Below are 23,302 nucleotides of genomic sequence, written 5' to 3'. Positions count from 1 at the left end.
GATCACCGCCCACGCCTCGTCAGTCAGTTCACCACGACGTACCACCGACACATCGTCAACGATCAACCACACAAGATCGACAGGACATGCCCTAGTCGACCGGGACGACGGATGCGTTCAAGCAGTCTGCGGCCGAGGCCCTGCTTCCTGTTTTGCCTGATCAACGGAAGGTGGGACGACCGAGCCGCCAGCAAAGTACAGCGGAAAGTGCAGGTCACGGGCGTTCGTCGCCGCCTGAACTCGTGTGGCGACGTTGTCGGGAAGACGCTGCTCGGCCTCTCGGGGCGAGAAGAAGGCTACCTCCTCCAACTCTTGCCCGGCTAGGACGAGACCATCGAGGTTGGCGATGGACCCGCAGTCGAACGTGAAGCTGACAATCGCACGCGGCCGCTGCCCGGCGGGCGGTGCCCAGTCCACTACGAGAAGGTCACTTACCACCACAGAGATCCCCAACTCCTCTCGGATCTCCCGGGCGCAGGCGTCATGTGGGTACTCGCCCTCGTCGATGTAGCCGCCGGGGAAGGCCCAGTGGTCGCGGTACGTGGGTTTGACGAGCAGCACGTTGCCGGCCGGGTCGGTGATGAAGGCTGCGGCGGCGGCGTAGAAGGAAGCCAGGTTGGCGTACCACGTGGCGGGCTCCGTCCAGGTCACCTCGGTGACGCTAGCGGACAGGTCCAGGTGGGGCTCTCGCGCTATGCGGCTGTTGGCAGGGGCGCGAGGCTTTGCAGGACTTCTTTGACCTGCGGCGACGTCTGCTGAGGGCTGAGCGTTGCAGTCAGTTCGCAGACGCGCTGTTGAACGCGCGCCGAATGGATGCCCGAAGCGTGCTGCGCCAATTTCCGACCCCAGTTGCAGGCGGCGTCGGTGTTCCCAGCGCGGGCGTGAGTCACGGCGATGAGAGCGGTGTGCAGGGCACGCGTCCGGGTGTTCTCGCTGGCTAGGGTGAGAGCGTCGGAAGCGTGGTCGAGGGCCTGCGAATAAAGATGTAGGTCGCCGAGGCACCTTAGTGCGGCGCCGGCGAGGTGGGCCGGGCTGAAGTAGGTGACCCAGCGTGGGCCGGGGGCTGCGTCTGTGCGGTCGAGAGCACGCTCGGCTCTGGCGAGCGCGAGTTGGCAGCCACGTCGCTCGCCTGACTGCCCGTACACGGTGGCGGCAGTGGCGTGCAGCCGAACGAGGACGGCGGCGGGCGCACGCCCCGCCCCGTCGATGGCCGCTTCGGCGAGCCGGGCCGCATCCCGGGAGTGGCCCAGGTGCACGGCCTGGGTAGCGAGGTTGGCCAGCAGGTGAGCGCCGTACAGGCGGTCATCGGCGGCCTTGGCGAGCCGCAAGGCGACGGTGACGTGTTGTTGGGCAATGGCATGGTCGCCCGCGTCGTACGACATGAAGGCGAGTTGCCCGCAAAGTGTCGCTGCTGCGCGCATGAGGTCGCGTCCTACGGCTTCGGTGTAGGTGCCGTGCAGCATGGGTGCGACCTGGCGTACGAGGAAGTCGGCCATGAGCGCCCGGCTGCGCGTAGAGCCGCTGCCATGACGTCGGTCGAGGCCGGTGAAGTGGTCCGCCAGCGCGTACAGCGACTGGACGTCGGTGAAGGTGATTTGCTGTCGGCCGCTCCTGCTGACGGTCACGTCGCTCCGGTCATACCGCCAACTGAGTGCCGCCTGTAGGGCTTTACCGCTGTCGAACGGCCCGCTGACCTGTGAGTTGAGGTGCTTGGCGAGCCTCGTCCAGATCTGCTCGGCGGTATCGATCGCGCCGTCGACGGACGCGGGGTAGACGCACGTTCCGACGCTGTCGGCCGCACCGAAGCCCAGCTCCGTGACGGCGACGGAGCGACCGAGCTTGCGGGTTAGGGTCTCGGCCATGGTCGCCTGGACGTGCTCGCCTGGCCGGCGACCCCGCAACCACCAGTAGACGCTGGCAGCGTCGTAGCGCCAAGCGCCCTCGTTGCGCCCGGCGTGGTTGAGCTGCCGAGCGAAGGCGGCGTGGGCGTTGCCGTAGCCGGCGGCAAGCAGCAGCCCTTCGAATGCTGCGTTCGTCACCGGTCGCGCCATGGTTCCACCTCCAGGTATTAGCCAACTACAACTAGTGACGAGCCTATGGGTTGATGCGGTCCTATAGGGACCTGCGCAACCCCGCGCAACCCACTTCCTGACCAGCGCAATCGCACGCATTGCTTGCCATCTGGTCCGTCGATCGGCAACCGGCTTCGGTGATTGCAGGAGTCCTGGGTGCCGGCGATGTCCAAGCGTCGCGCGCCGACTAACGGAGGTGGTGGGAATGCACGGCGACGAGCCGACGAGCAGAGGCGAGCAGTGTGAGGCGGCCGAGCGGGAGGCTGCCAAACAGCGCCTCCTGGCCCAGGCCGAGGCGGAGCGCGTACCCGTAGACGACACGACCCGCGCGGTCCCGGACCGGCGGTGGCGGCGTGACCAACGATGACCTGCCGATCGGCCGCCGCGTGGCGAGCTGGCGGGTGCGACGGTCGATGACGCAGCAAATGCTGGCCGACCGGTTGCGGAGGTCGAAGAGCTGGGTGGACAAGGTGGAGCGGGGAGTGCGCGCCCTGGACCGGTACTCGGTGATCCAGGAACTGGCTCACGTCCTGCGGGTCGACCCGGAGGTGCTGCTCGGCCAGCAGCGCAGCACCCCGGCGGGCACGCCGGACGGGGTGGACGACATTCGGGCCGCTCTCGCCCGCTACGACCCGCAAGGCCCACAGCAAACGACGGAAGAAGTGAGAAGGCAGGTCGGGTACGCCTGGCTGAGCTACCAGCACGCGCACTACGGGCAGTTGGTGCGGGTGTTTCCGGGCCTACTCGGCACTGCCCAGTCGACGCGATCACCGGAGTTGCTGGTGCAGACGTACCGGATCACCTCGTCGCTGCTGGTGAAGCTCGGCGAGGCCGACCTCGGTTGGTTGGCCGCCGATCGGGCGATGTCCGCCGCCGGCGACGACCCGATCCTGGCGGCAACGGCAGCCATCTCGGTAGGCCAAGCGCTCCGCGCGCAAGACCGAGCCCGGCTGGCCCTGGCCGCGCTGCTCCCCGCCGCCAACCGCGTCCTTCCACCCTCATCCCATTCCGGTGATCAAGAGGTCAGCGGGACCTTTGGAGATCAAACCGCCCCCAAACCTCTTGATCACCGGGTTCAGGGCGACCGCCGGGAGTGGGCGGTGGGTGGGACGCTGCTGCTTCAGGCCGCCCTCGCCGCCGCTGGATGCGGCGAGAGTCGCCGCGCTGACGAGCTGATCGACCGGGCTGCGGGCGTCGCCACCAGCCTGAGGGGGTACGACGACACGCACCGCACCAACTTCGGGGCGGTCGCCGTGGAGTTGGCGCGGGTGCTGGTGGCGGCGCAACGGGGTGAGGCCGTCGAGGCGCTACGAAGGCATTCGACCGTCGTGCGGCGGGAGGGGTGGCGGCGGCTGCCGGCCGAGTATCGGGGCGCGTACCTGGTTGACGTCGCTCAGGCGTACCTCCAGGTGGGTGACCTGCGTGGTGCTGCTCGCGCCCTGGTCGACGCGGACAGCGTCGCGCCGGCTGAGGTTCGGTGCCGGCCGTCGGCGCGTACCCTGATCGCCGATGTTGCCCGCGCGCAGCCGGCGCCGGCCGGCGTCGCGCGACTGGCCATGTTGGTCGGCCTCACCCGCTGACGGACGAGCGCCGGCGCAGGTCGTCCGTGCACGACGGTGGCCGCTCCGAAGCCAACTGATCCCGGCAGCGTCAGTGCTCCCAGAGGTCCTCGGTGCGGAAGTACCTGGCGGTGAACGTCTCTTCCAAGGAGCCGGTGTCGGTCTCATCTGTCCACCAACCTGGCCAGACGTCGACACCGGAAGGTTCGCTGATGGTCGTCAGGACGGTGGAGCACCGGTGGCAGCGCCGAGGTGCCGAGTCCCGGAACCTCCCGCCGCAGTCGCATCGCCGTAACCGCGCCTCAAGTGCCGCCATCAGCGTGGGGTAGGTCCTGTCCTCGGAAGGGAGCGCGTCGGCGATGGTCCTGAACGTCTTGTCGTAGTAACCGACATCTACCCGCATCGGGCAGCTGTCGCAGTAGAGGAAATGGCAGTCAAGAAACGGCGAGTGGTCGAGGCGGTAAAGGCCTTCGTGGCACTCCGGACAGGCCACTTCCTCGCCATTCAGCCAGTTGTCGTCGACTTCGTCCGGTTGGCTCACCGGTTGATCATCCCATGGGTGTGACGCGCAGTCGCGTCGGCGATTCGCGTTTTGGTCCGGGTGGCGCCGGTCCGCTGTGAGACTGGGCGAGTGCCGGCACCGTCGGTGCATCGGCAGTGGCCGACTCGACTTGGCGAGGTGGGGAAGATGTCCAACGACACCGAAATTCGTCCCTTCCGGCTCGACACACCGGAGGACGTGATCGCCGACCTGCGTCGCCGGATTGCGGCTACCCGCTGGCCCACTCGCGAGTTGGTCACCGATCGCTCGCAGGGTGTCCAGCTGGCGACGATCCAGGAGTTGGCCCGCTATTGGATGACCGACTACGACTGGCGTGCGTGCGAGACGAAGCTGAATTCGCTGCCGCAGTACACGACGAACATCGACGGCGTCGAGATTCACTTCATCCACGTGCGATCGCAGCATGAGAGCGCCCTGCCGCTGATCATGACGCACGGCTGGCCGGGCTCGGTCGTCGAGTTGCTCGGGGCCGTCGGCCCGCTGACCGACCCGACGGCGCACGGCGGCACCCCCGAGGACGCGTTCCACCTGGTGCTGCCGTCGTTGCCGGGCTACGGCTTCTCCGGCGAGCCGACCGAGCTTGGCTGGGATTCCGCGCGGATGGCACAGGCGTGGGCGAAACTCATGGACCGCCTCGGTTACCCGCGCTACGTCGCACAGGGTGGCGACGTCGGCGCCGCCGTCACGGACGCCATGGGGCGCCAAGCACCCGAAGGGCTGCTCGGCATCCACGTGAACCTGCTCGCCGGGGCGATCGGCATGAAGGACCAGCTGCCGACAAATTCCGAGCAGGAACGCGCCGCGCTCGACGCGCTCAACCTGTTCGCCATGGACGGCTTCGGCTACTTCCTGGAGCAGTCCACTCGCCCGCAGACGATCGGCTATTCGCTGCTTGACTCACCTGTCGGGTTGGCGGCCTGGATGCTCGACCACGACACGGACAGCTACTACAAGATCTCCCGCGCGTTCCTCGACGGTGAGCCGGCCGGCGGTCTCACCCGGGACAGCATCCTCGACAACATCACGCTGTACTGGTTGACGGGTACCGGCGCCTCGTCCGCCCGGTGGTACTGGGAGTTCGGCCGGTTTCAAGCCGCGGCTCAGGCGGCCGGTCAGGCTCCGCCGCCGGTCACGGTGCCGGTCGGCTTCACCACGTTCCCCGGCGAGATCTGGGCCGCTCCGCGTAGCTGGGCCGAGGCGGTCTACCCCGGCATCGCGTACTTCAACGAGGCTGACCGCGGCGGGCACTTCGCGGCGTGGGAGGAACCGGAACTCTTCTCCGCCGAGGTGCGGGCCGCGTTCCGGGCACTGCGGAAATCCTGAGACCTCAACCGCTGACGGACGAGCGTCGGCGCCTGTCGTCCGCCGGGTGGATCGTGCGCACCGGGTCGGGCACCGGCCCCCGGGGCTGCCACTCGCGGGGGTAGCCGAGGGAGACCTCCTCGAAACGCACCCCGTCGTGGAACGTGGTGCGGGGGATGTGCAGGTGCCCGTACACCACTGTGGCGGCGTCGAAGCGTAGGTGCCAGTCGCTGGTGCGGACGGTGCCGCACCACTGGGCGAAGAGCGGGTACCGCAGGACGTCGGTGGGTTCCCGCACCAGCGGGTAGTGGTTGACCAGCACCGTCGGCAGGGTCGGGTCGCGTTCGGCCAGCCGGCGTTCGGTCTCGATGATCCGCGCGTCGCACCACGCCTCGCGGCTCGGGTACGGGTCGGGGTGCAGCAGCGCCTCGTCGGTGCACACCACCCCGGCCGCGTACGCCAGGGCCAGCGACTCCTCCTGGGTGCGCGCCTCGGGCACCCGGAACGTGTAGTCGTAGAGCACGAAGAGCGGGGCGATGGTGGCCGGGCCGCCGTCGCCGTCCCATACCGGGTACGGATCCTCCGGGGTGAGCACCCCCAGTCGCTGGCACATCCGCACCAGCTCGCGGTAGCGCTCCTCGCCGCGCAACGTGACCGGGTCGCGCGGTGGTGTCCACAGCTCGTGGTTGCCCGGTGCCCAGACGACCCGGGCGAAGCGGCTGCTCAGTAGCCCGAGCGCCCACTCGATGTCGGCGAACCGGTCGGCGACGTCGCCGGCGACGAGCAGCCAGTCGCCGTCGTTGTCCGGGTGCAGTTCCTGCACGAAGGCGCGGTTCTGCGGATGCCCGACGTGCAGGTCGCTGACGGCCCGCAATCGGGGCGGAAGGCTCACGCTCCGAGGCTAGGCCGTCGCGGCCCGATCGGAACACCCCGTCCGTGCCTTCTGGGCGAATCCGCCGGCCCGCATATCCGGCGACCCGACGGGAAAGCGCGGGGGGTCCGACAGCCCGAGACCGGAGCAGGAGACAAACATGCCTTTTATTACCGTGGGGACGGAAAATTCCGCGCCCATCGACCTGTACTACGAGGATCACGGTTCCGGTAAGCCGGTGGTGCTGATCCACGGCTTCCCGTTCAACGGCGCGACCTGGGAGAAGGAGACACGGGCGCTGCAGAACGCCGGATACCGGACGATCACCTACGATCGCCGCGGTAACGGTAACTCCGCCCAGCCGGCCTTCGGGTACGACTACAACACGTTCGCGGCGGACCTGGACGTGTTGATGACCGAGCTGGACCTGAACGAGGTGACCCTGATCGGTCACTCGATGGGCACCGGCGAGGTGGTCCGTTACCTGGGCAACTACGGCTCCCAGCGGGTAAGCCGGGCCGTGCTGCTCAGCCCGCTGCAACCGATGCTGGCCAAGGCGGACGACAACCCGGAGGGCGTCGACCGGAGCCTGTTCAAGGGCTTCCAGGACGCCATCATCAAGGACCGGTTCGCCTACCTGACGTCCTTCTGCGACGCGTTCTTCAACCCGGACCAGAACATGGGCAAGCGGGTCAGCGAAGAGGCGTACCGCGCGCACTGGCAGATCGGCGCGATGGCCTCCGGCAAGGCCACCCACGACAGTGTGGACGCCTGGCAGGAAGACTTCCGTCCGGACCTGCCGAAGATCAACATTCCGGTGTTGATCGTGCAGGGTGACCAGGACCGGGTGCTGCCGTATCCGGTGACCGGTCAGCGGCTCGGGCCGATGATGCCGACCGGCACGCTCATCACGCTCAAGGGCGCGCCGCACGGTATCCCGTGGACCCATGCCGACGAGATCAACAAGGCGATCATGGACTTCATGAAGCAGCCGGCCAAGGCTCGCGCCTGATCCGTTCCGGTAGCCGATCGGACGCCCGCGCCGCGAGGCGCCGCGACACCCGGCCCACGGTTCGCACCGGGGCCGGGTGTCGTCGTCGGTCAGGCCCGCCGGGCCACCACCGCGCCGTTGGCGCCCGGCGCGTCGAACGGCACGGTACGCACGTCCACGAAGCCGGCGTCGGTGAGCCAGGCCGCGTACTCGGCACCCGAGTAGTTCCGGCCGCCCTCGGTCTCGACCAGCATGTTCATCCCCATCAGGGCTGCCTCCGGCGGTCCGGTGCGTTCGTCGTTGAGCAGCAGTTCGCAGACGACGATCGCCCCGCCGGGCGGCAACGCCGCGTGGCACCGGGCCAGCAATGCCCGGTTCGTCGGCTCGTCCCAGTCATGCAGGATCATGCTGAGCAGGATGACGTCGTGCCCGTCCGGCAGCGCCGGGTCGGCGAGGAAGTCACCGCCCACCGCGTCGATCCGCCCGGTCAGGCCGGCCTCCGCGATACGCTCCCGGGCCCGGACGCAGACGTGCGGCAGGTCCAGGACCGTAGCCCGCAGCTCGGGCAGGCGTCGGCAGAACTCGATCGGGAACGCGCCCGCTCCGCCGCCGACGTCGAGCAGCCGCCGGTGCGCGGAGAAGTCGTACGCGTCGGCCAACGCGCTGGCGGTGAAGCTGGACGTGGAGAACATCGCGTCCCAGAACTGCGCCAGCATGGCCGGGTCGGCGGTGTCGAACATCGACTGTTGGGCCTCCGGGTCCCAGGTCAACGGCCGATCCGTGCGCAGGGCCTCGCCGATGCGGTGCCAGGGCAGGTAGGTGCGCAGGTCTGAGTAGCGGACCTGCGCACCGAAGTAGTACGGGCGACCCTCGACCAGGAACTGCTCGGCCAACTCGGAGTTGCGGTAACCGTCGCCGGTCTTCTCCAACAGGCCGAGCGACGCACTGGCGGCCAGCAACAGGTCCGCGGGCCGGTCGGGCAGCCCGAACTCGGCGGCGGCCTGCTCGACGGTCATCGTCCGCCCGCCGGCGAGCCGGGTGAACAGACCAAGTTCGACGCCGGCCGCGAGGGTCTTGAACCCCCACACACCGGCCACCAGACGCATGAGGGGAGTCGGGGTGATCACCACGACATGAGATCACACATCCGATGTTTCCACGATGGACGGTCACGCCCGGATCAGCGTCACCAACCCCGCGGCCACCAGCACCCCGGCCCAGAGTCGATCGACGTTGAACCAGGCCCGGCGCAGTACACCCACGCCGAACACCTGGTAGACCAGCAGCGCCACGGCCAGGGCGACGCCGAGCATGGCCACTGTGTGCACGCCGGCCGCCGCGAGGCCGGACAGCGCACCCAATGGCGCGGCTACCGCAGCTTCGCCGACCTCAAGGGCAGGACGGTGGCCCTCAACAAGGGGTCCAACGTGCACCTGGCTGCTGGTGCGGAACATGACGTTGAAGGACATCCAGACCGCCGATCACGTCGACATCCCCTTCAGCCGGGCGTCGGAGCCTCAACCCGTCGTGGCCCGCTGACCGGCCGACCCGCGGCAACCGGCGCCACGGCCGCTTACAGGTCCATCGCGTAGACCCGGACCTGGCGGCCGGTGTCCGGCTGCACGGTCTCGCGCTCCAGCGACATGCCCAGCTTGACCATCACCCGCGCGGACGCCTCGTTGCCGACGACGTGGATGCTGACCAGCCGCCGCAGGTCGAGCTCGGCACGAGTGTGGGCGACAACGGCCCGGGCCGCCTCGGTGGCCAGGCCCCGACCCCAGTACGCGCGGCCGAGCCGCCAGCCGATCTCCACGGCCGGCATGATCTCGGGCAGGAAGGTCGGCACCGCCAGTCCGGTGAAGCCGGCCAGTTCGCCGGTCTCTCTGATCTCCACCGCGTACAGGCCGAAGCCGTGCTCGTCCCAGTGCCGCTGATAGGTGGCCAGACGCTCGGCGGTCGCGGCCCGATCCAGGGTGCGGCCGTCATGGATGTAGCGCATCACCTCGGTCTGCGCGTTGACCGCGGCGAACCCGTTCAGATCATCGCTTCGCCAGCGGCGCAACAGCAGCCGCGGAGTCGTGAGGGACGTGGCATCAGGGGAGCTTGTCAGGTCAGGCACGTCCCCTTCTAGCATGTCGGCGCCCACGGCGCGATGGGTTATCTCGAGGCGGCTCGGCCGGCGAACCGCTGGCCGATCCGCCGCCCCGCGAGGCTCACCACCGTGCTGCCGGCCGCCATTCCGACCAGCACCAGAATCGCCCCGACTGCCCACAATCCGCTGTCGTCGGTCCCGGCGGCCCGCCACGACCAGACCGCCGTGAACGCCACAGTCATCACCGGCGCCACCAGCCACGGACTGAGCCGCGTCCCGGCGAGCGCGGCCAGCAGCACGAGCGTCAGCACGCAGCCGATCACCTGCCACGGCTCGTAGGGCCCGCTGCTCGCGCCGGTCTGCGCGTCGACCGTGTACCGGGTGTCCCAACCCAGCCAGAGGATCCACGCCCCGACCGTGGCCGCCGCCAGGAACAGAACACCGAGCAGTGCGCGGGTACCCCTCGTCGCCGTCATCCGGTGATCATGCCCTGCCTGCTGCTCCACGGGAACACGTCCCGGTAGCCGACAAGATCCCTGATGGACTGTTGCCTCGGTCGGTGGCGATCCTCTACGGTCTGCTCAGCGGTGGGCGGTGCGGTCCGCATCCGACCCGACACCGCCGGTTGCCCGTCGTGTGGGCCGGGATGGTGGAGTCCCGGATCGCCCTGTCGGCGGTGACCCGGCGGTCGTGTGACTCCCAGCTCGTCCCCTCGGGTCCTGTAGCCCGGGTGGCTCCGCGTGGAGCCGATCGCGAGCCGGGGCACGCCGACCCACCGGGAGAGCCCCGTGTTCCTCAGCCCGCACGAGCAGGACCGCCTGCTCGTCCACGTCGCGGCCGATGTCGCCCGCGCCCGCCGCGAACGCGGCCTGCGCCTCAACTACCCCGAAGCCGTCGCGGTGATCACCGCGTTCCTCCTCGAAGGGGCCCGCGACGGGCGGTCGGTGGTCGACCTGATGTCGGCCGGCCGGACTGTGCTCGGCCGCGACGACGTCCAGGACGGCATCCCCGAGCTGCTGAGGGAGGTGCAGGTGGAGGCGACGTTCCCGGACGGCAGCAAGCTCGTGACGGTGCACCACCCGATCCCGTGATCCCCGGGGAGATCCTGCCGGCGGCGGACCCGGTCGAGATCAACGTGGGTCGCCCGGTGACCACACTGCTCGTGGTCAACACCGCCGACCGCCCGGTGCAGGTCGGCTCGCACTACCACTTCGCCGAAGCCAACCCGGCGCTGTCGTTCGACCGGGGCGCGGCCTGGGGTCAACGGCTCGCCGTTCCGGCCGGCACCTCCGTCCGGTTCGAGCCGGGCATCAACCGCAGCGTCGACCTCGTGCCACTCGGCGGCGCACGCGTCGTGCCGGGCCTGCGCGCAGAGTGCGCGGGGCCGTTGGACCCGCCGCCGCACGCGGTCACGGCCGACGGGTCGCCGCGGTGAGCGCCGTGCGGCGGGACCGCTACATCGACCTGTACGGGCCGACGACCGGTGACCGGATCCGACTGGCCGACACCAACCTGCTGATCGAGGTGGAGACCGACCACTGCGTGGGCGGCGACGAGGCGGTCTTCGGCGGCGGGAAGGTGATCCGCGAGTCGATGGGGCAGTCCCGTGCCACCCGCGCCGAGGGCGCGCTGGACACCGTCATCACCGGCGCGGTGGTGCTCGACCACTGGGGCGTGGTCAAGGCCGACGTGGGGCTGCGCGACGGACGCATCGTGGCGCTCGGCCGGGCCGGCAACCCGGACACCATGCCCGGTGTCCACCCCGATCTGGTGATCGGCCCGTCGACCGAGGTGATCGCGGGCAACGGGCGGATCCTCACCGCCGGGGCTGTCGACACCCACGTGCACTTCATCTGCCCGCAGATCGTCACCGAGGCGCTGGCCAGCGGCATCACCACGATGGTCGGCGGCGGCACCGGGCCGGCCGAGGGGACCCGCGCGACAACTGTCACCCCGAACGCCTGGCACCTGGCCCGGATGCACGAGGCGCTGGACACGATGCCGGTCAACGTGCTGCTGCTCGGCAAGGGCAACACCGTGTCCAGCGAGGCGCTGTGGGAACAGCTCCGGGCCGGTGCGGGCGGTTTCAAGCTGCACGAGGACTGGGGCACCACACCGGCGGCGATCGACGCCTGCCTGCGGGTGGCGGACGCGTCCGGTGTCCAGGTGTCGATCCACACCGACACCCTCAACGAGGCCGGGTTCGTCGCCGACACCCTGCGGGCGATCGGTGGACGGGCGATCCACTCGTACCACACCGAGGGAGCCGGTGGCGGACACGCACCGGACATCATCACCGTTGCCAGCGAACCGAACGTGCTGCCGTCGTCGACCAACCCGACCCGGCCGTACACCGCCAACACCCTGGCCGAGCACCTGGACATGTTGATGGTCTGCCACCACCTCAACCCGTCCGTGCCGGAGGACCTGGCCTTCGCCGAGAGCCGGATCCGACCGTCCACGATGGCCGCCGAGGACCTGCTGCACGACCTCGGCGCGATCTCGATCATCGGCTCCGACGCGCAGGCGATGGGCCGGGTCGGCGAGGTGATCATGCGGACCTGGCAGAGCGCCCACGTGATGAAGGACCGGGTCGGCGCGCTGCCGGGCGACGGGCCCGCCGACAACCACCGGGCCCGACGGTACGTGGCGAAATACACCATCTGCGCCGCGATGGCCAACGGGCTGGAACAGGAGATCGGCTCGGTCGAGCCGGGCAAGCTCGCCGACCTGGTGCTCTGGGACCCGGCATTCTTCGGCGTACGACCGCACCTGGTGCTCAAGGGCGGCATGATCGCGTACGCCCAGATGGGCGACGCCAATGCCTCGATCCCGACACCGCAGCCGATGCTGCCGAGGCCGATGTTCGGGGCGTACGGCGCGGCGGCGGCCGCCACCAGCCTGGCCTTCGTGGCCCCGGCGGCCCTCGACGCCGGGCTCCGACTGGACGTGCGTCGCCGGGTGGTGCCGGTGAGCGACGTACGGTCACGGGGCAAGGCCGACCTGCCGGAGAACAACGCGATGCCGCGCATCGAGGTGGACCCGGACACCTTCACGGTGCGGATCGACGGGCAGGTGGTGGAGCCGGACCCGGTGACCCGGCTGCCGATGGCCCAGCGGTACTTCCTGTTCTGATGGCGACGCCGAGCCTGCTGTTGTTGTTGGCCGACGGACGCTTCCCGGCCGGGGCCCACGCGCACTCCGGTGGTCTGGAGGCTGCCGTCGCCGCCGGCCGGGTCACCGACCTGGCGTCGTTGGAGGCGTTCCTGGCCGGACGACTGGCCACCGCCGGTTTGGTCGGCGCGGCGTTCGCGGCGGCCGCACACCGGGCGGCGATGCCCGAGACGGTCGGCTCGGCGCACCCGGCCCGGTCCGCCCGGCCATCGGAGGCGCCGGCCGGGTCTGCCGCTCGGCCGGACGCGCCGGCCGGGTCTGCCGCCCGGTCGGAGGCGCTGGCTCGGCTCGACGCGGAGCTGGACGCGCGTACCGCCGCGCCGGCGTTGCGGGCGGTCTCGCGCCGGCAGGGCCGGGCGCTGCTACGTGCCGGCCGGACCATCTGGCCGGACGCCCCGTTCGCCGACCTGCCCGCGACGCCCGCTGGCGCACACCAACCGCTGGTGCTCGGGCTGCTCTGCGCCGCGGCCGGGCTGTCCCGCGTCGAGACCGCAACGATCGCCGCGTACGGGACGCTGACCGGGGCGGCCAGCGCCGGCGTACGTCTCCTCGGCCTCGACCCGTACCAGGTCCAGGCCCTGCTGGTCGGCCTGGCCGACGCCTGCGACGGCACGGCCGCCGACGCGGCGCGGGCCGCCGATGACCCACCGGAGCGGCTGCCGGCCGCCGCCGCTCCACTCGCCGACATCCATGCCGAAATCCATGCCACCTGGGAGGTGCGTCTCTTTGCGTCCTGACACCGTTGTGCCGAGCGCTGTGCCCGCCGTCGAACTGATCACGCCGCCGGCCACCCCACCCCACGACGAGACCGTTCCGCACACCCATCCGGAGCCGGGGGTGGACCCCCATCCGCCGTTGGCGCGTGCCGGCCGTGCCCTGCGGGTCGGCATCGGCGGCCCGGTCGGTTCGGGCAAGACGGCCCTGGTGGCCGCGCTCTGCCGTGCCTTCGCCGACGAGTTGCGGCTCGGCGTGGTGACCAACGACATCTACACGACCGAGGACGCCGACTTCCTCCGGCGGGCCGGCGTGCTGGACCCGGCCCGGATCCGCGCGGTGGAGACCGGTTGTTGCCCACACACAGCGATCCGCGACGACATCGGCGCCAATCTGGACGCCATCGACGAACTGGCCGAGGCGGTCGGCCCGTTGGACCTGGTCCTCGTGGAGAGCGGTGGGGACAACCTGACCGCGACCTTCAGTCGAGGGCTGGTCGACCGGCAGATCTTCGTGGTCGACGTGGCGGGCGGGGACAAGGTGCCCCGCAAGGGCGGGCCGGGGGTCACCGCCGCCGACCTTCTCGTGATCAACAAGACCGACCTGGCGCCGATGGTGGGCGCCGACCTCGCCGTCATGGATCGTGACGCGCGGGCGCGGCGCGGCGACCTCCCGACCCTCTTCCTGTCCATCGTGGGAGACCCCACGGCAACGTCGGTCGCGGACTGGATCCGGCACGAGCTGGCCCACCACGCCGCCCTGCACCCACTGGCCGTGCCGGTCGGCCCGGCCTGATGCGAGCGCTCGCTCGGCTGGTCGCCCGGAGCGACGGCCGGGGCGGCACGGCCCTGGTCGAGTTGCACGGCGAAACACCGTTGCTGCTGCGCCAGACCCCGACCGACGGGGGTGTCGCCACTGTGCACCTCGTCGGCGGGGCGGCCGGGCCGCTCGCCGGCGACGATCTGCGCCTGCAGATCGAGGTCGGACCGGGCGCGGCGGTCCGGGTGCACAGCGTCGCCGCGTCGATCGCCCTACCCGGTCGCGCGGGTGCCGTCTCCCGAATGGCGGTGCGGGCGGTCGTGCACACCGGCGCCACGCTGCACTGGCTTCCGGAACAGTTGGTCGCGGCGGCCGGCTGCGCGCACCTCGCCGAGTCCCGGATCGAGCTGGCCGCCGGTGCGAGCCTGCGGTGGCGCGACGAGCTGATCTGCGGCCGGTACGGCGAGGCGCCCGGCGGCGCCGTCGTGCACACCCAGGTCGACTACGCGGGTCGACCACTGCTGCGCCAGTCCCTCGCGGTGGGGCCGCACGCGCCGGGCTGGGCCGGCCCGGCGGTGCTCGGCGGCGCTCCGGCCACCGGATCACTGCTGGTGGTCGACCCGTCGCAACCCGCCCAACCTCCGACGGCCGAGGGCAGCGTCGCCCGGTTACCGCTGGTCGGCGGCCCAGCGACACTGTGGACCGCTACCGCTCCCGATGCGCACACCCTGCGCGCCCACTTGACGCCCTAGCAAGACCGACGCAGGTCGTCGTGCGGGCCAGCAACTCTGTGGGGCCGGTGGTCGTGTGGCGCCGGTCGTCGTGCGGGGCTGGCGGTCGTGAGGGCTGGCCATCGTGGGTGGTGTCCGCTGTGGTGGGGGTCCGCCCGGCGGCACTTCCGCTCACGAAGGTTATACCTGTGAGTCATATTTGTGCCTCAGAGGTATATCGCTCTCCGGGGCGGTATACCTCTGATGCAACCCGGGCGACGGTCGGGACTTCGGCCCGGCGTGCCGGCCCGGCGTGCCGGTCCGGCGCGACGACTGCCGCTGTCCTGCAGGCGGTCGGGCGCGACCTGAGTGAACAGTTGCCGTCCGACGTTGCCCGGCCGGCCTACCGGTCGGCCCAGCAACGCCTTGCCCGCAGCGGCCGCTAGTGGTGGGGGCCACCGGCGGCGCGAGCATCGACGCGATCGTCGCGGAGGGCGGGGTCCTGGCGGAGGGCGGGATCGTCGCGGCGGGCGGGGTCGAGGCGGCCGATCAGGTCGTCGAGCTGACTCACCAAATCGGCGGCCGGTGGCACATCCGGGTTGCTGCTCTCCGCGGCGCCGAGCCCTGCGCTGCCGAGCCCTGCGTTGCCCAGCCCCGCAGTGCCCAGTCCCGCGCTGCCGAGTCCCGCGCTGCCGAGTCCCGCGCTGCCCAGTTCGGCGATGCTGGCTCGGACTCGTTCGTCCAGGCGGGCGTGCTCGCGGCGGCCCCGAGCGGTCAGGTACGCCCGGATGCGTCGGCGGTCGATCGGATCGATCCGGCGGAAGACAAGGTTGCGGTCGACGAGCTGGTCGACCAGCTTGGTGAGGGTGCCCGGCGGCAGTGACGCCTCGACGGACACCTCGCTCATCGGGTGACCCTGGCCGTCGGCGAGCAGGCAGAGCACCCGCCACGCCCCGATGCTGATCGCGTCGGCGGCCAGAACGGCGCCCAGCCGGCGGGAGAGCAGCCGTTCGGCGCGGGTGAGCGAGCGCAGCAGGTCGGCTGGCGCCCCGGGCACGTCTGACATGAAACTCCCTGGTCCGGTGGCCCTGTCATGGTAGCGAGTCGTCCCGGTCAGTGGTGAGTGCTGGTCTTCCGTCGTGGGCCGGACAATCATGTGCTCATGTCCGCGCCGGCACCGCCGTGGCTGACCGTCGACCGTGCCGTGGTCAGCATCGCGTTGGTCTACCCGATGCGCGGGCCGGCCGGCATGTTCGGCCCCACCTGTGAGCTCTGTGCGCAGCTCGCGGTCGAGGAGATCAATCGGTGCGGTGGCGTGCTGGGCCGGGAGGTTCGGCTGGTGCCGGTCGACGGTGGCGCACCGCCGGCCGAGGTGGCGGCCGAGGTCGAGGCGTTGGTGTCGGTGGGGGCCGTGCAGGGGGTGACGGGGTGGCACATCTCCTCGGTGCGCCAGGCGTTGGCGCCCCGCGTCGCGCACCGGGTGCCGTACGTCTACACCGCACTCTACGAGGGCGGCGAACGTACCGAAGGGGTCTTCCTGACCAGCGAGACACCCGATGCCCAACTGTGGCCCGCGATGCGGCTGCTCGCCGGGGAGCAGGGCGTGCGCCGCTGGTTCGTGGTGGGCAACGACTACGTGTGGCCGCGCCGTACGTCGCGGGCGGCCCAGCGGTACGCGCTGCGCGGCGGTGGGCAGGTGGTGGGCCGGCACTTCCTGCCGTTGGACGCGCACGACTTCACCGAGGTCCTGCGCCGCATCGAGCACAGTGATGCGGACGCGGTGTTGATGCTGCTGGTCGGTTCCGATGCGGTGCGGTTCAACCGCGCGTTCGCCCGATCCGGCCTGGATCAGCGCTGCCTGCGGCTGAGCACCCTGATGGACGAGAACATGCTGCTGGCCAGCGGTGCCGGCGCGACCCGGAGGCTGTACAGCACGGCGGGTTTCTTCGCCGGGCTGGTCACCCAGGAGAATCTCGACTTCCACGGCGAGTTCGCGCGGCGCTTCGGGGTGGAGGCGCCGCCGCTGGGCAGCCTGGGGGAGTCCTGCTACGAGGGCGTCATGCTGCTCGCCGCGCTGATCGGCCAGGCCCGCACCCTCGACGTGCGGGCCATCGAGACGGCCGCCGACACGGTCGCGTACCAGGGGCCGCGTGGGCGGTTGCGGCTGCGCCAGCGGCACGTCCGGCAGCGCATCTACCTGGCCGAGGCCGACGGGCTCGACTTCACAGTGCTCGCCCAGCTCTGAACCGGGCACTGCCAGTCGGCCCGTCCGACCCTTGACAGCGCCACCCGACACCGCCCTAAGATGCTTCCTGGGTGAAGTATCCGGCCACGGGGCCAGATCTCACCATTGCGTGCCCACCGTCGGCGGATTCGTCCGTCGGCCATTGTGGTGGCACCTATTCTGCGTCTTTCCCAACGGCCGACACCGTTTCCTCCCCAACGGTGTCGGCCGTTTTTCGTGCGCGCCCCGACGGTCCCTCGGAAACAGTCAATTAAGGACCGGGAAACACCCACGCAATCATGTCGGTCGACGCTTTCGGTGCCCATATCCGATCCGGTGCCCTGCGCGGCGTCCACCCGTCGACCTTGGTATCGCCCACGTCAGCTCAATCGGACCGCACCGACCGTCCTAACGCCACTTGAGTGCACCGCAGGGAGAGTAGATGTCATTATTCCGGGGCCGCCGCATCCTGGCGGGTGCCATGACCCTGGTCGCCGCGGCCGCGATGACCGCGTGCGGCAGCAAGACCACCGACGAGGGTGGCGCGACCGGCGTGACCGCCGACGTCTCCGGCGACACCGTCAAGGTGGGCCTGCTCAACTCGCTCTCCGGGACCATGGCGATCAGCGAGGTCACCGTCCGCGACTCCATCATGCTCGCCGTCGAAGAGATCAACGCTGCCGGCGGCGTCCTCGGCAAGAAGATCCAGCCGGTCGGCGAGGACGGCGCCTCGGACTGGCCCACCTTCGCGGAGAAGGCCGAGAAGCTCATCTCCGAGGACCGGGTGGCAGTTGTCTTCGGCTGTTGGACGTCGGCCAGCCGCAAGGCGGTCAAGCCGGTGTTCGAGAAGAACAAGGCGTTGCTGTTCTACCCGGTGCAGTACGAGGGACTTGAGCAGTCGCCCTACATCTTCTACACCGGAGCGACGACCAACCAGCAGATCGTTCCCGGGCTCGACTACCTCAAGTCGCAGGGCGCGAAGTCGGTCTATCTGGTCGGTAGCGACTACGTCTTTCCCCGTACCGCCAACAAAATCATCAAGGCGTACGCGGCCGCGAACGGGATGACCGTGCTGGGTGAGGATTACGCGCCGCTGGGCTCCACCGAGTTCGGCACCATCGTCAACAAGGTCAAATCGTCCGGCGCGGACGCGGTTTTCAACACGCTCAACGGCGACAGCAACGTGGCCTTCTTCAAGGAGTACAAGTCCGCGGGCCTGAGCGCCGCCGCGATGCCGGTGGTGTCGGTGTCCATCGCCGAGGAAGAGGTCAAGGGCATCGGCACCCAGTACCTGGAGGGCCAGTTGACGGCCTGGAACTACTACCAGACCACCCCGGGCGCGGCGAACTCGAAGTTCGTGGCCGCGTACAAGGCGAAGTACGGCGCGGACAAGCCGACCAGCGATCCGATGGAGGCCGCGTACGTCGGCGTGCACCTGTGGAAGGCGATGGTCGAGAAGGCCGGCGCCTTCGACGTGGAGAAGGTCCGCTCCGCCTCGGACGGGATCACCTTCGACGCGCCGGAGGGTCTGGTCACCGTCGACGGCAAGACCCAGCACATCGCCAAGACCGCCCGGATCGGCAAGATCGGCGCGGACGGCCTGATCACCGAGGTGTGGAACTCCGGCAAGCCGGTTGCCCCGGACCCGTACCTCAAGACCTACCCGTGGGCGAGCGGCCTGAGCTGACGACGCCGGCCCGGGCGGAACGCGTTGCCGCGCGCTCCGCCCGGGCCACCCGACCAGCAGTTCGGAGTACCCACCGTGACAGTCCTCTTCGGTCAACTCTTCACCGGCATCAGCATCGGCGCGGTGCTGCTGCTCATCGCGCTCGGCCTCGCGCTGACCTTCGGCCAGATGAACGTGATCAACATGGCGCACGGTGAGTTCATCATGGCCGGCGCGTACACCACCTACGTTCTGCAACAGAGCATCACCGGCGCCGGCCTGTCGCTGGTGGTCGCGCTGCCGGTGGCGTTCGTGGTCGCCGGCACCATGGGTGTCCTGCTGGAGGTGCTGCTCATCCGCCGGCTCTACGCCCGGCCACTGGACACCCTGCTGGTCACCTGGGGTGTGTCACTGATCCTGCAACAACTGGCCCGGGACATCTTCGGCAGCCCGAACGTGCAGACCCGCGCGCCCGAGCTGCTCACCGGCAACGTGGCGCTGCCCGGCGGGCTGACCATCGCCAACAACCGGCTGTTCATCCTGGCCCTGGCGCTGGCCGCCGTCGCGGCGCTCACCCTGGCGCTACGCCTCACCCCGCTCGGGCGGCGTATCCGCGCTGTGGTGCAGAACCGCGACCTCGCCGCCGTGTCCGGCATCGCCACCTCCCGGGTCGACCGGACGACCTTCTTCCTCGGCTCCGGCCTGGCCGGGCTCGCCGGGGTGGCCCTCACCCTGCTCGGCCCGATCGGCCCGACCATGGGCACCAACCTGATCATCGACGCCTTCCTGGTCGTCGTGGTCGGCGGGATCGGCCAGTTCAAGGGCAGCGTGATCGTCGCCTTCGCCCTCGGCGTGCTCCAGGCCACCGGGGAGTACCTCACCACCCTCAGCGTCGCCAAGGTGATCGTGTTCGTGGCGATCGTCGCGTTCCTCCAGTGGCGGCCACAGGGCCTGTTCACCCTGCGGACCAGGAGCCTCGCATGACCGCCGTCACCCCCGCGCCACCGAGCACCGCCGTCCGCCAGGCGCCTGCCGGCCCCGTACCACCGGGTCGGCCCGCCGGCCGCTCGCGGCTACGGACCCTGGCCGGCTTCGCATTCGGCGCGGCGCTGCTGTTCGCCGTCGCCCCGCTGGTGTTGTCGGACTTCCGGTTGGCGTTGCTCGCCAAGTACCTCTGCGTCGCCATGGTCGCTGTCGGCATCGGGATCGCCTGGGGCCGGGGTGGGATGCTCACCCTGGGTCAGGGCGTCTTCTTCGGCCTCGGCGGCTACGCGATGGCCATGCACCTCAAGCTCGCCGACGCGGGCCCGGGTGGGATGCCCGACTTCATGCAGCTGTACGGGCAACTCGACGAGCTGCCGCTGTGGTGGCGGCCGTTCGCCAGCCCGTGGTTCGCGCTGCCCGCGACGGTGCTGCTGCCGATGGCGGTCGCCTTCGGGCTCGGCTCGCTGGTCTTCCATCGCCGGGTGCGCGGCGCGTACTTCGCCATCCTCAGTCAGGCGCTCGCCGCGGCGATGGTGATCCTGCTGATCGGCCAGCAGGGCACCACGGGTGGCACCAACGGGCTCACCGACATCAAGGGCTTCTTCGGCTACGACCTGGACGACCCGGTCAACCAGCGGATGGTGTACTTCATCATCGCCGGGACGCTGCTGGCGTTGCTCGCGCTGGCCCGTCAGCTCATCCACAGCCGTTACGGCGAGCTGCTGGTGGCGGTCCGCGACGGTGAGGAACGGGTCCGCTTCCTGGGCTACGACCCGGCGTCGGTCAAGCTGGTGGCGTACGTGGTGGCGGCGGGCATGGCCGGGCTGGCCGGGGCGCTGTTCGTGCCGGCGGTGGGCATCATCTCGCCCGCGCTGATCGGCATCGTCCCGTCGATCGAGTTCGTCATCGGCGTCGCGGTGGGCGGCCGGGCGACACTGCTCGGGCCGGTGCTCGGCGCGGTGGCGGTGGCCTGGGCGCGTACCGCCCTCTCCGAGCGTTTTCCGGGCACCTGGACGTACCTTCAGGGTTTGCTCTTCGTGGTCGTGGTGGCGTTCCTTCCCGGCGGCCTGGCGTCGCTGTGGGCCTTGGCCCGCCGCCGCGACGTCGCCGCGCAGCCGCTGCGCCGCTGGCGGTTGTCGCTGGGCCGACGACGCGCCGAGCGGACGGAGGTGCCGGCGGCATGAGCGGCGAGCGGTTGGACGGGTTGTCCGTCCGAGACGTGCGGGTCAGCTTCGACGGTTTCACCGCAGTGGACGGCGTCTCGTTGGAGGTGCCCGCGGGTGACATCCGGTTCCTGATCGGGCCGAACGGCGCCGGCAAGACCACACTGGTCGACGCGATCACCGGTCTGGTCCGGGCCACCGGCTCGGTCCGGTTCGGTAACGAGGAACTGCTCGGCCGGCCGGTGCACCGGATCAGCCGGCTCGGCATCGGGCGGACCTTCCAGACCTCGACGGTCTTCGAGGAGCTGTCGGTGTTGCAGAACCTCGACATCGCGGCGGGCGCCCGGCGCAGCTGGGCGACACTGGCCCGCCGCCGCCGAGGTGTGCCCGACGAGATCGCCGCAGCGCTGGAGACCATCGGTCTGGCCGAGCGGGCCGCGGACCTCGCCGGGACGCTCGCGCACGGTCAGAAGCAGTGGCTGGAGATCGGCATGCTGCTCGTGCAGGACGCGCGGCTGCTGCTGCTGGACGAGCCGGTCGCCGGGATGAGCCACGAGGAACGCGACGCCACCGGCGCCCTGTTGGAGATGGTGAGCCGGGATCGCACTGTCGTCGTGATCGAGCACGACATGGACTTCCTGCGTCGGTTCGCGCGCAGCGTCACGGTGCTGCACGCCGGCCGGGTGCTCAGTGAGGGCACGGTGGCGCAGGTCCAGGCGGACCCGCGCGTGCAGGAGGTCTATCTTGGCCACCCGGTCGACGCCGGGTCGGCCCGCACCGGCCTGGAGGCATGATGCTGACGCTGCGCGGGGTGCACGCCGGGTACGGGCGTTCCCGGGTGCTGCACGGGGTTGATCTGGCGGTCCCGCCCGACGGGGTGGCTGCCGTGCTCGGGCACAACGGTGCCGGCAAGAGCACCCTGCTGCGGGTCGCGGCGGGGCTGCTGCGCCCGAGTGCCGGCACCGTCGAGCTGGACGGCGAGGACGTCACCCGCGCCGGGCCGCACGAACGGGTGGCGCGGGGGATGGCGTACGTCCCGCAGGGTCAGCAGTGCTTCCCGCACCTGACCGCGGCGGAGAACCTGCGGCTGGTCGCCGACGGTCGGCGCGACGGGGCGGTGGCAACGGCGGAGGTGCTCGATCTGTTTCCGGCGTTGCGCCCGTTGCTGCGGCGTCGGGCCGGGCTGCTCTCCGGCGGTCAGCGCCAGCAGTTGGCCATCGCCCGCGCCCTGATCACCCGGCCGCGGCTGCTGATGCTCGACGAGCCGACCGAGGGCATCCAGCCGTCGGTGGTCGCGGAGATCCAGGAGCGGATCGTCGAGTTGACCCGGCAGTCCGGGTTCAGCGTGCTCCTCGTCGAGCAGCACCTGGGCTTCGCGCTGCGGGTGGCGGACCGCTACCACGTGCTGGAGTCCGGCCGGGTCACGTCGCACGGCGACGGGGGTGTCACGGCGGAACGGGAGGTCCGGGCGGCCCTGGCGGTCTGATCGGCGCGCCTGTGGTCAGGGCTGGACGCGGTCGAGGAAGTCACGGAGCAGCCGGACGACCTCGTCGAGGTTCGTTTCGAGCAGCCAGTGCCCGCCGTCGAGCAGGTGCAGCTCGGCGTCGGGCAGGTCCCGCAGGTACGCGCGGGCTGCGCCCTCCGGCATGTAGCCGTCGTGCGGTCCCCACACGATCAGGGTGGGCGGCCGGTGGGTACGCAGGTACTCCTGCTGGCGGGGGAACCAGGCGACGGTGCTGCCCTGGTCGGCGACAAGGCGTAGCCAGGCGTCACGCCGCCGGGGTTCCGTGACCAGCGCACCCGAGAGCCGCCACAGATCGGGGCTGACCCGGTCGGTCAACCGGTCCGGCAGCTCGCCCAGAAACTCACGCCGGAAGCCCTCCTCGCTGATCGCGGCAGCCAACTGCTCCCGCCCCTCGTCGGTCGGGTCACGCCAGAACCGTTTCAGCGGCTCGTACTTGGGCCCGTGCTGCTCGGGGTAGATGTCGCCGTTCTGGATGACGAGGCCGGCGACCCGCTGCGGCGCGGCCATCGCCAGTCGCAACCCGAGCTGGCTGCCGTAATCCTGGAGGTAGACCACGTATCGGGTGAGCCCCAGTGTGTCGACGAAGCGTTGGAGCAGGTCGGCGTGGGCATCGAAGGTGTACGCGAACCGGCTCGGGTCGGGCAGGCCGCTGTAGCCGAAGCCGGGGTAGTCGGGTGCGATGGCGCGCCAGCGGTGGGCCAGCGCGGGCAGCAGATGACGAAACTGGAACGACGACGACGGGTACCCGTGTGGTAGCAGCACGACCGGCGCATCGAGGGGACCGGCTTCGCGGTAGAAGATCGTGATGCCGTCGACCTCGACCGTTCGGTGCCGTACAGCGATGTCGGCCATGACCTCTCCTGATGCGTCACACCGGTGTGGGTGGGCTCCCTCGACCGTGCCAGAAGTCGAGCCGTCGTGCTGCGGCATCGCC

Annotated in this window: 25 protein-coding genes; 15 read left to right on the top strand and 10 right to left on the bottom strand. The window is 70.4% G+C overall.

Annotated elements, in window-relative coordinates:
- Nucleotides 1–117 precede the first annotated feature (117 nt).
- Both FB453_RS34100 and FB453_RS34095 read right to left on the bottom strand, forming a co-directional pair.
- Entirely contained in the window at nt 118–651 is a 534-nt protein-coding gene (locus tag FB453_RS34100; protein ID WP_186718127.1) for an NUDIX hydrolase, read from the bottom strand.
- A gap of 41 nt (nt 652–692) precedes the next feature.
- Entirely contained in the window at nt 693–2,051 is a 1,359-nt protein-coding gene (locus FB453_RS34095) for an NsdA family TPR-like regulatory protein (protein ID WP_186718124.1), read from the bottom strand.
- A 434-nt stretch (nt 2,052–2,485) separates the two neighbouring features.
- Here FB453_RS34095 and FB453_RS08585 point away from each other — a divergent pair, with 434 nt between their 5' ends.
- Complete coding sequence (locus FB453_RS08585; RefSeq protein ID WP_486480215.1) at nt 2,486–3,652, top strand: helix-turn-helix domain-containing protein; 1,167 nt, start codon at nt 2,486–2,488, stop codon at nt 3,650–3,652.
- 70 nt (nt 3,653–3,722) lie between these two features.
- Here the strand turns inward: FB453_RS08585 and FB453_RS08580 are convergent, their stop codons facing one another.
- Nucleotides 3,723–4,172 carry a hypothetical protein gene (locus FB453_RS08580; protein ID WP_145788900.1) on the bottom strand — a complete coding sequence of 150 codons (450 nt, stop codon included), beginning with the start codon at nt 4,170–4,172 and terminating at the stop codon, nt 3,723–3,725.
- 147 nt (nt 4,173–4,319) lie between these two features.
- Between FB453_RS08580 and FB453_RS08575 the strand changes: the two genes are divergently transcribed.
- Nucleotides 4,320–5,516 (top strand): epoxide hydrolase family protein, encoded by a 1,197-nt coding sequence (locus tag FB453_RS08575; protein ID WP_145788898.1) that lies wholly within the window; start codon nt 4,320–4,322, stop codon nt 5,514–5,516.
- A gap of 4 nt (nt 5,517–5,520) precedes the next feature.
- Here the strand turns inward: FB453_RS08575 and FB453_RS08570 are convergent, their stop codons facing one another.
- Nucleotides 5,521–6,387 (bottom strand): metallophosphoesterase family protein, encoded by an 867-nt coding sequence (locus FB453_RS08570; protein ID WP_145788895.1) that lies wholly within the window; start codon nt 6,385–6,387, stop codon nt 5,521–5,523.
- Between the two features lie 139 nt (nt 6,388–6,526).
- On the opposite strand from FB453_RS08570, the gene FB453_RS08565 reads away from it, so the two are divergent.
- The gene (locus tag FB453_RS08565) at nt 6,527–7,378 is read left to right on the top strand and encodes an alpha/beta fold hydrolase (protein WP_145788893.1); all 852 of its coding nucleotides are present in this window, start codon (nt 6,527–6,529) and stop codon (nt 7,376–7,378) included.
- A gap of 89 nt (nt 7,379–7,467) precedes the next feature.
- Here FB453_RS08565 and FB453_RS08560 read toward each other — a convergent pair whose 3' ends face one another.
- The 4 genes from FB453_RS08560 to FB453_RS08545 form a co-directional block, all read right to left on the bottom strand.
- On the bottom strand, nt 7,468–8,484 hold the full coding sequence (locus tag FB453_RS08560) for a methyltransferase (protein WP_145788891.1): 1,017 nt from the start codon (nt 8,482–8,484) through the stop codon (nt 7,468–7,470).
- Nucleotides 8,485–8,526: 42 nt separating this feature from the next.
- A complete protein-coding gene (locus FB453_RS08555; protein WP_486480208.1) occupies nt 8,527–8,826 on the bottom strand; it encodes a hypothetical protein in 300 nt (99 codons plus the stop codon).
- A 104-nt stretch (nt 8,827–8,930) separates the two neighbouring features.
- Nucleotides 8,931–9,476, bottom strand: coding sequence for a GNAT family N-acetyltransferase (locus FB453_RS08550; RefSeq protein WP_486480207.1), 546 nt, complete (start codon nt 9,474–9,476; stop codon nt 8,931–8,933).
- Nucleotides 9,477–9,514: 38 nt separating this feature from the next.
- Nucleotides 9,515–9,925 (bottom strand): hypothetical protein, encoded by a 411-nt coding sequence (locus FB453_RS08545; RefSeq protein ID WP_145788886.1) that lies wholly within the window; start codon nt 9,923–9,925, stop codon nt 9,515–9,517.
- A 312-nt stretch (nt 9,926–10,237) separates the two neighbouring features.
- Here FB453_RS08545 and FB453_RS08540 point away from each other — a divergent pair, with 312 nt between their 5' ends.
- The 6 genes from FB453_RS08540 to FB453_RS08515 are packed head-to-tail and all read left to right on the top strand — an operon-like array spanning nt 10,238 to nt 14,848.
- Complete coding sequence (locus tag FB453_RS08540; protein ID WP_145788996.1) at nt 10,238–10,540, top strand: urease subunit gamma; 303 nt, start codon at nt 10,238–10,240, stop codon at nt 10,538–10,540.
- Nucleotides 10,537–10,884 (top strand): urease subunit beta, encoded by a 348-nt coding sequence (locus tag FB453_RS08535; RefSeq protein ID WP_145788885.1) that lies wholly within the window; start codon nt 10,537–10,539, stop codon nt 10,882–10,884. The genes FB453_RS08540 and FB453_RS08535 overlap by 4 nt, the downstream gene beginning before the upstream one ends.
- On the top strand, nt 10,881–12,584 hold the full coding sequence (locus tag FB453_RS08530) for an urease subunit alpha (RefSeq protein ID WP_145788884.1): 1,704 nt from the start codon (nt 10,881–10,883) through the stop codon (nt 12,582–12,584). The genes FB453_RS08535 and FB453_RS08530 overlap by 4 nt, the downstream gene beginning before the upstream one ends.
- Entirely contained in the window at nt 12,584–13,360 is a 777-nt protein-coding gene (locus FB453_RS08525) for an urease accessory UreF family protein (RefSeq protein WP_145788883.1), read from the top strand. The genes FB453_RS08530 and FB453_RS08525 overlap by 1 nt, the downstream gene beginning before the upstream one ends.
- On the top strand, nt 13,350–14,132 hold the full coding sequence (ureG, locus tag FB453_RS08520) for an urease accessory protein UreG (protein ID WP_249037860.1): 783 nt from the start codon (nt 13,350–13,352) through the stop codon (nt 14,130–14,132). The genes FB453_RS08525 and ureG overlap by 11 nt, the downstream gene beginning before the upstream one ends.
- Complete coding sequence (locus FB453_RS08515; protein WP_145788882.1) at nt 14,132–14,848, top strand: urease accessory protein UreD; 717 nt, start codon at nt 14,132–14,134, stop codon at nt 14,846–14,848. Before ureG ends, FB453_RS08515 begins: the two co-directional genes overlap by 1 nt.
- A 400-nt stretch (nt 14,849–15,248) precedes the next feature.
- Here the strand turns inward: FB453_RS08515 and FB453_RS34815 are convergent, their stop codons facing one another.
- Nucleotides 15,249–15,872: a MarR family winged helix-turn-helix transcriptional regulator gene (locus tag FB453_RS34815; protein ID WP_486480206.1), complete on the bottom strand. Its 624-nt coding sequence runs from the start codon at nt 15,870–15,872 to the stop codon at nt 15,249–15,251.
- Nucleotides 15,873–15,968: 96 nt separating this feature from the next.
- On the opposite strand from FB453_RS34815, the gene FB453_RS08500 reads away from it, so the two are divergent.
- The 6 genes from FB453_RS08500 to urtE all read left to right on the top strand — a co-directional run bounded on the left by FB453_RS08500 (nt 15,969) and on the right by urtE (nt 22,329).
- Nucleotides 15,969–17,051 carry a substrate-binding domain-containing protein gene (locus tag FB453_RS08500; protein WP_145788881.1) on the top strand — a complete coding sequence of 361 codons (1,083 nt, stop codon included), beginning with the start codon at nt 15,969–15,971 and terminating at the stop codon, nt 17,049–17,051.
- A gap of 421 nt (nt 17,052–17,472) precedes the next feature.
- Nucleotides 17,473–18,717, top strand: coding sequence for an urea ABC transporter substrate-binding protein (urtA, locus tag FB453_RS08495; protein WP_186718122.1), 1,245 nt, complete (start codon nt 17,473–17,475; stop codon nt 18,715–18,717).
- 75 nt (nt 18,718–18,792) lie between these two features.
- Entirely contained in the window at nt 18,793–19,680 is an 888-nt protein-coding gene (gene urtB / locus FB453_RS08490; RefSeq protein ID WP_145788880.1) for an urea ABC transporter permease subunit UrtB, read from the top strand.
- Entirely contained in the window at nt 19,677–20,864 is a 1,188-nt protein-coding gene (urtC, locus tag FB453_RS08485; protein WP_145788879.1) for an urea ABC transporter permease subunit UrtC, read from the top strand. The genes urtB and urtC overlap by 4 nt, the downstream gene beginning before the upstream one ends.
- On the top strand, nt 20,861–21,637 hold the full coding sequence (gene urtD, locus FB453_RS08480; protein WP_145788878.1) for an urea ABC transporter ATP-binding protein UrtD: 777 nt from the start codon (nt 20,861–20,863) through the stop codon (nt 21,635–21,637). The genes urtC and urtD overlap by 4 nt, the downstream gene beginning before the upstream one ends.
- Nucleotides 21,634–22,329 (top strand): urea ABC transporter ATP-binding subunit UrtE, encoded by a 696-nt coding sequence (gene urtE / locus FB453_RS08475; protein WP_225855394.1) that lies wholly within the window; start codon nt 21,634–21,636, stop codon nt 22,327–22,329. Before urtD ends, urtE begins: the two co-directional genes overlap by 4 nt.
- Before the next feature lie 15 nt (nt 22,330–22,344).
- Here urtE and FB453_RS08470 read toward each other — a convergent pair whose 3' ends face one another.
- The gene (locus tag FB453_RS08470) at nt 22,345–23,220 is read right to left on the bottom strand and encodes an alpha/beta fold hydrolase (protein ID WP_145788877.1); all 876 of its coding nucleotides are present in this window, start codon (nt 23,218–23,220) and stop codon (nt 22,345–22,347) included.
- Between the last annotated feature and the right edge of the window lie 82 nt (nt 23,221–23,302).

The sequence above is a fragment of the Micromonospora sp. CNZ322 genome, assembly GCF_007827755.1.
The sequence above is the reverse complement of the archived record's forward strand: the minus strand, read 5'-3'. Positions and strand labels throughout refer to the sequence as shown.

Excerpts from the sequence above, each read along its gene's own strand:
- urtE (WP_225855394.1), top strand. The coding sequence starts at position 21,634 with ATGATGCTGACGCTGCGCGGGGTGCACGCCGGGTACGGGCGTTCCCGG.
- FB453_RS08525 (WP_145788883.1), top strand. The coding sequence starts at position 12,584 with ATGGCGACGCCGAGCCTGCTGTTGTTGTTGGCCGACGGACGCTTCCCG.
- FB453_RS08515 (WP_145788882.1), top strand. The coding sequence starts at position 14,132 with ATGCGAGCGCTCGCTCGGCTGGTCGCCCGGAGCGACGGCCGGGGCGGC.
- FB453_RS08565 (WP_145788893.1), top strand. The coding sequence starts at position 6,527 with ATGCCTTTTATTACCGTGGGGACGGAAAATTCCGCGCCCATCGACCTG.
- FB453_RS08575 (WP_145788898.1), top strand. The coding sequence starts at position 4,320 with ATGTCCAACGACACCGAAATTCGTCCCTTCCGGCTCGACACACCGGAG.
- FB453_RS08470 (WP_145788877.1), bottom strand. The coding sequence starts at position 23,220 with ATGGCCGACATCGCTGTACGGCACCGAACGGTCGAGGTCGACGGCATC.
- urtC (WP_145788879.1), top strand. The coding sequence starts at position 19,677 with ATGACCGCCGTCACCCCCGCGCCACCGAGCACCGCCGTCCGCCAGGCG.
- FB453_RS08545 (WP_145788886.1), bottom strand. The coding sequence starts at position 9,925 with ATGACGGCGACGAGGGGTACCCGCGCACTGCTCGGTGTTCTGTTCCTG.
- FB453_RS08585 (WP_486480215.1), top strand. The coding sequence starts at position 2,486 with ATGACGCAGCAAATGCTGGCCGACCGGTTGCGGAGGTCGAAGAGCTGG.
- urtD (WP_145788878.1), top strand. The coding sequence starts at position 20,861 with ATGAGCGGCGAGCGGTTGGACGGGTTGTCCGTCCGAGACGTGCGGGTC.
- FB453_RS34815 (WP_486480206.1), bottom strand. The coding sequence starts at position 15,872 with ATGTCAGACGTGCCCGGGGCGCCAGCCGACCTGCTGCGCTCGCTCACC.
- FB453_RS34095 (WP_186718124.1), bottom strand. The coding sequence starts at position 2,051 with ATGGCGCGACCGGTGACGAACGCAGCATTCGAAGGGCTGCTGCTTGCC.
- FB453_RS08555 (WP_486480208.1), bottom strand. The coding sequence starts at position 8,826 with ATGTCCTTCAACGTCATGTTCCGCACCAGCAGCCAGGTGCACGTTGGA.
- FB453_RS08500 (WP_145788881.1), top strand. The coding sequence starts at position 15,969 with ATGTCCGCGCCGGCACCGCCGTGGCTGACCGTCGACCGTGCCGTGGTC.
- urtA (WP_186718122.1), top strand. The coding sequence starts at position 17,473 with ATGTCATTATTCCGGGGCCGCCGCATCCTGGCGGGTGCCATGACCCTG.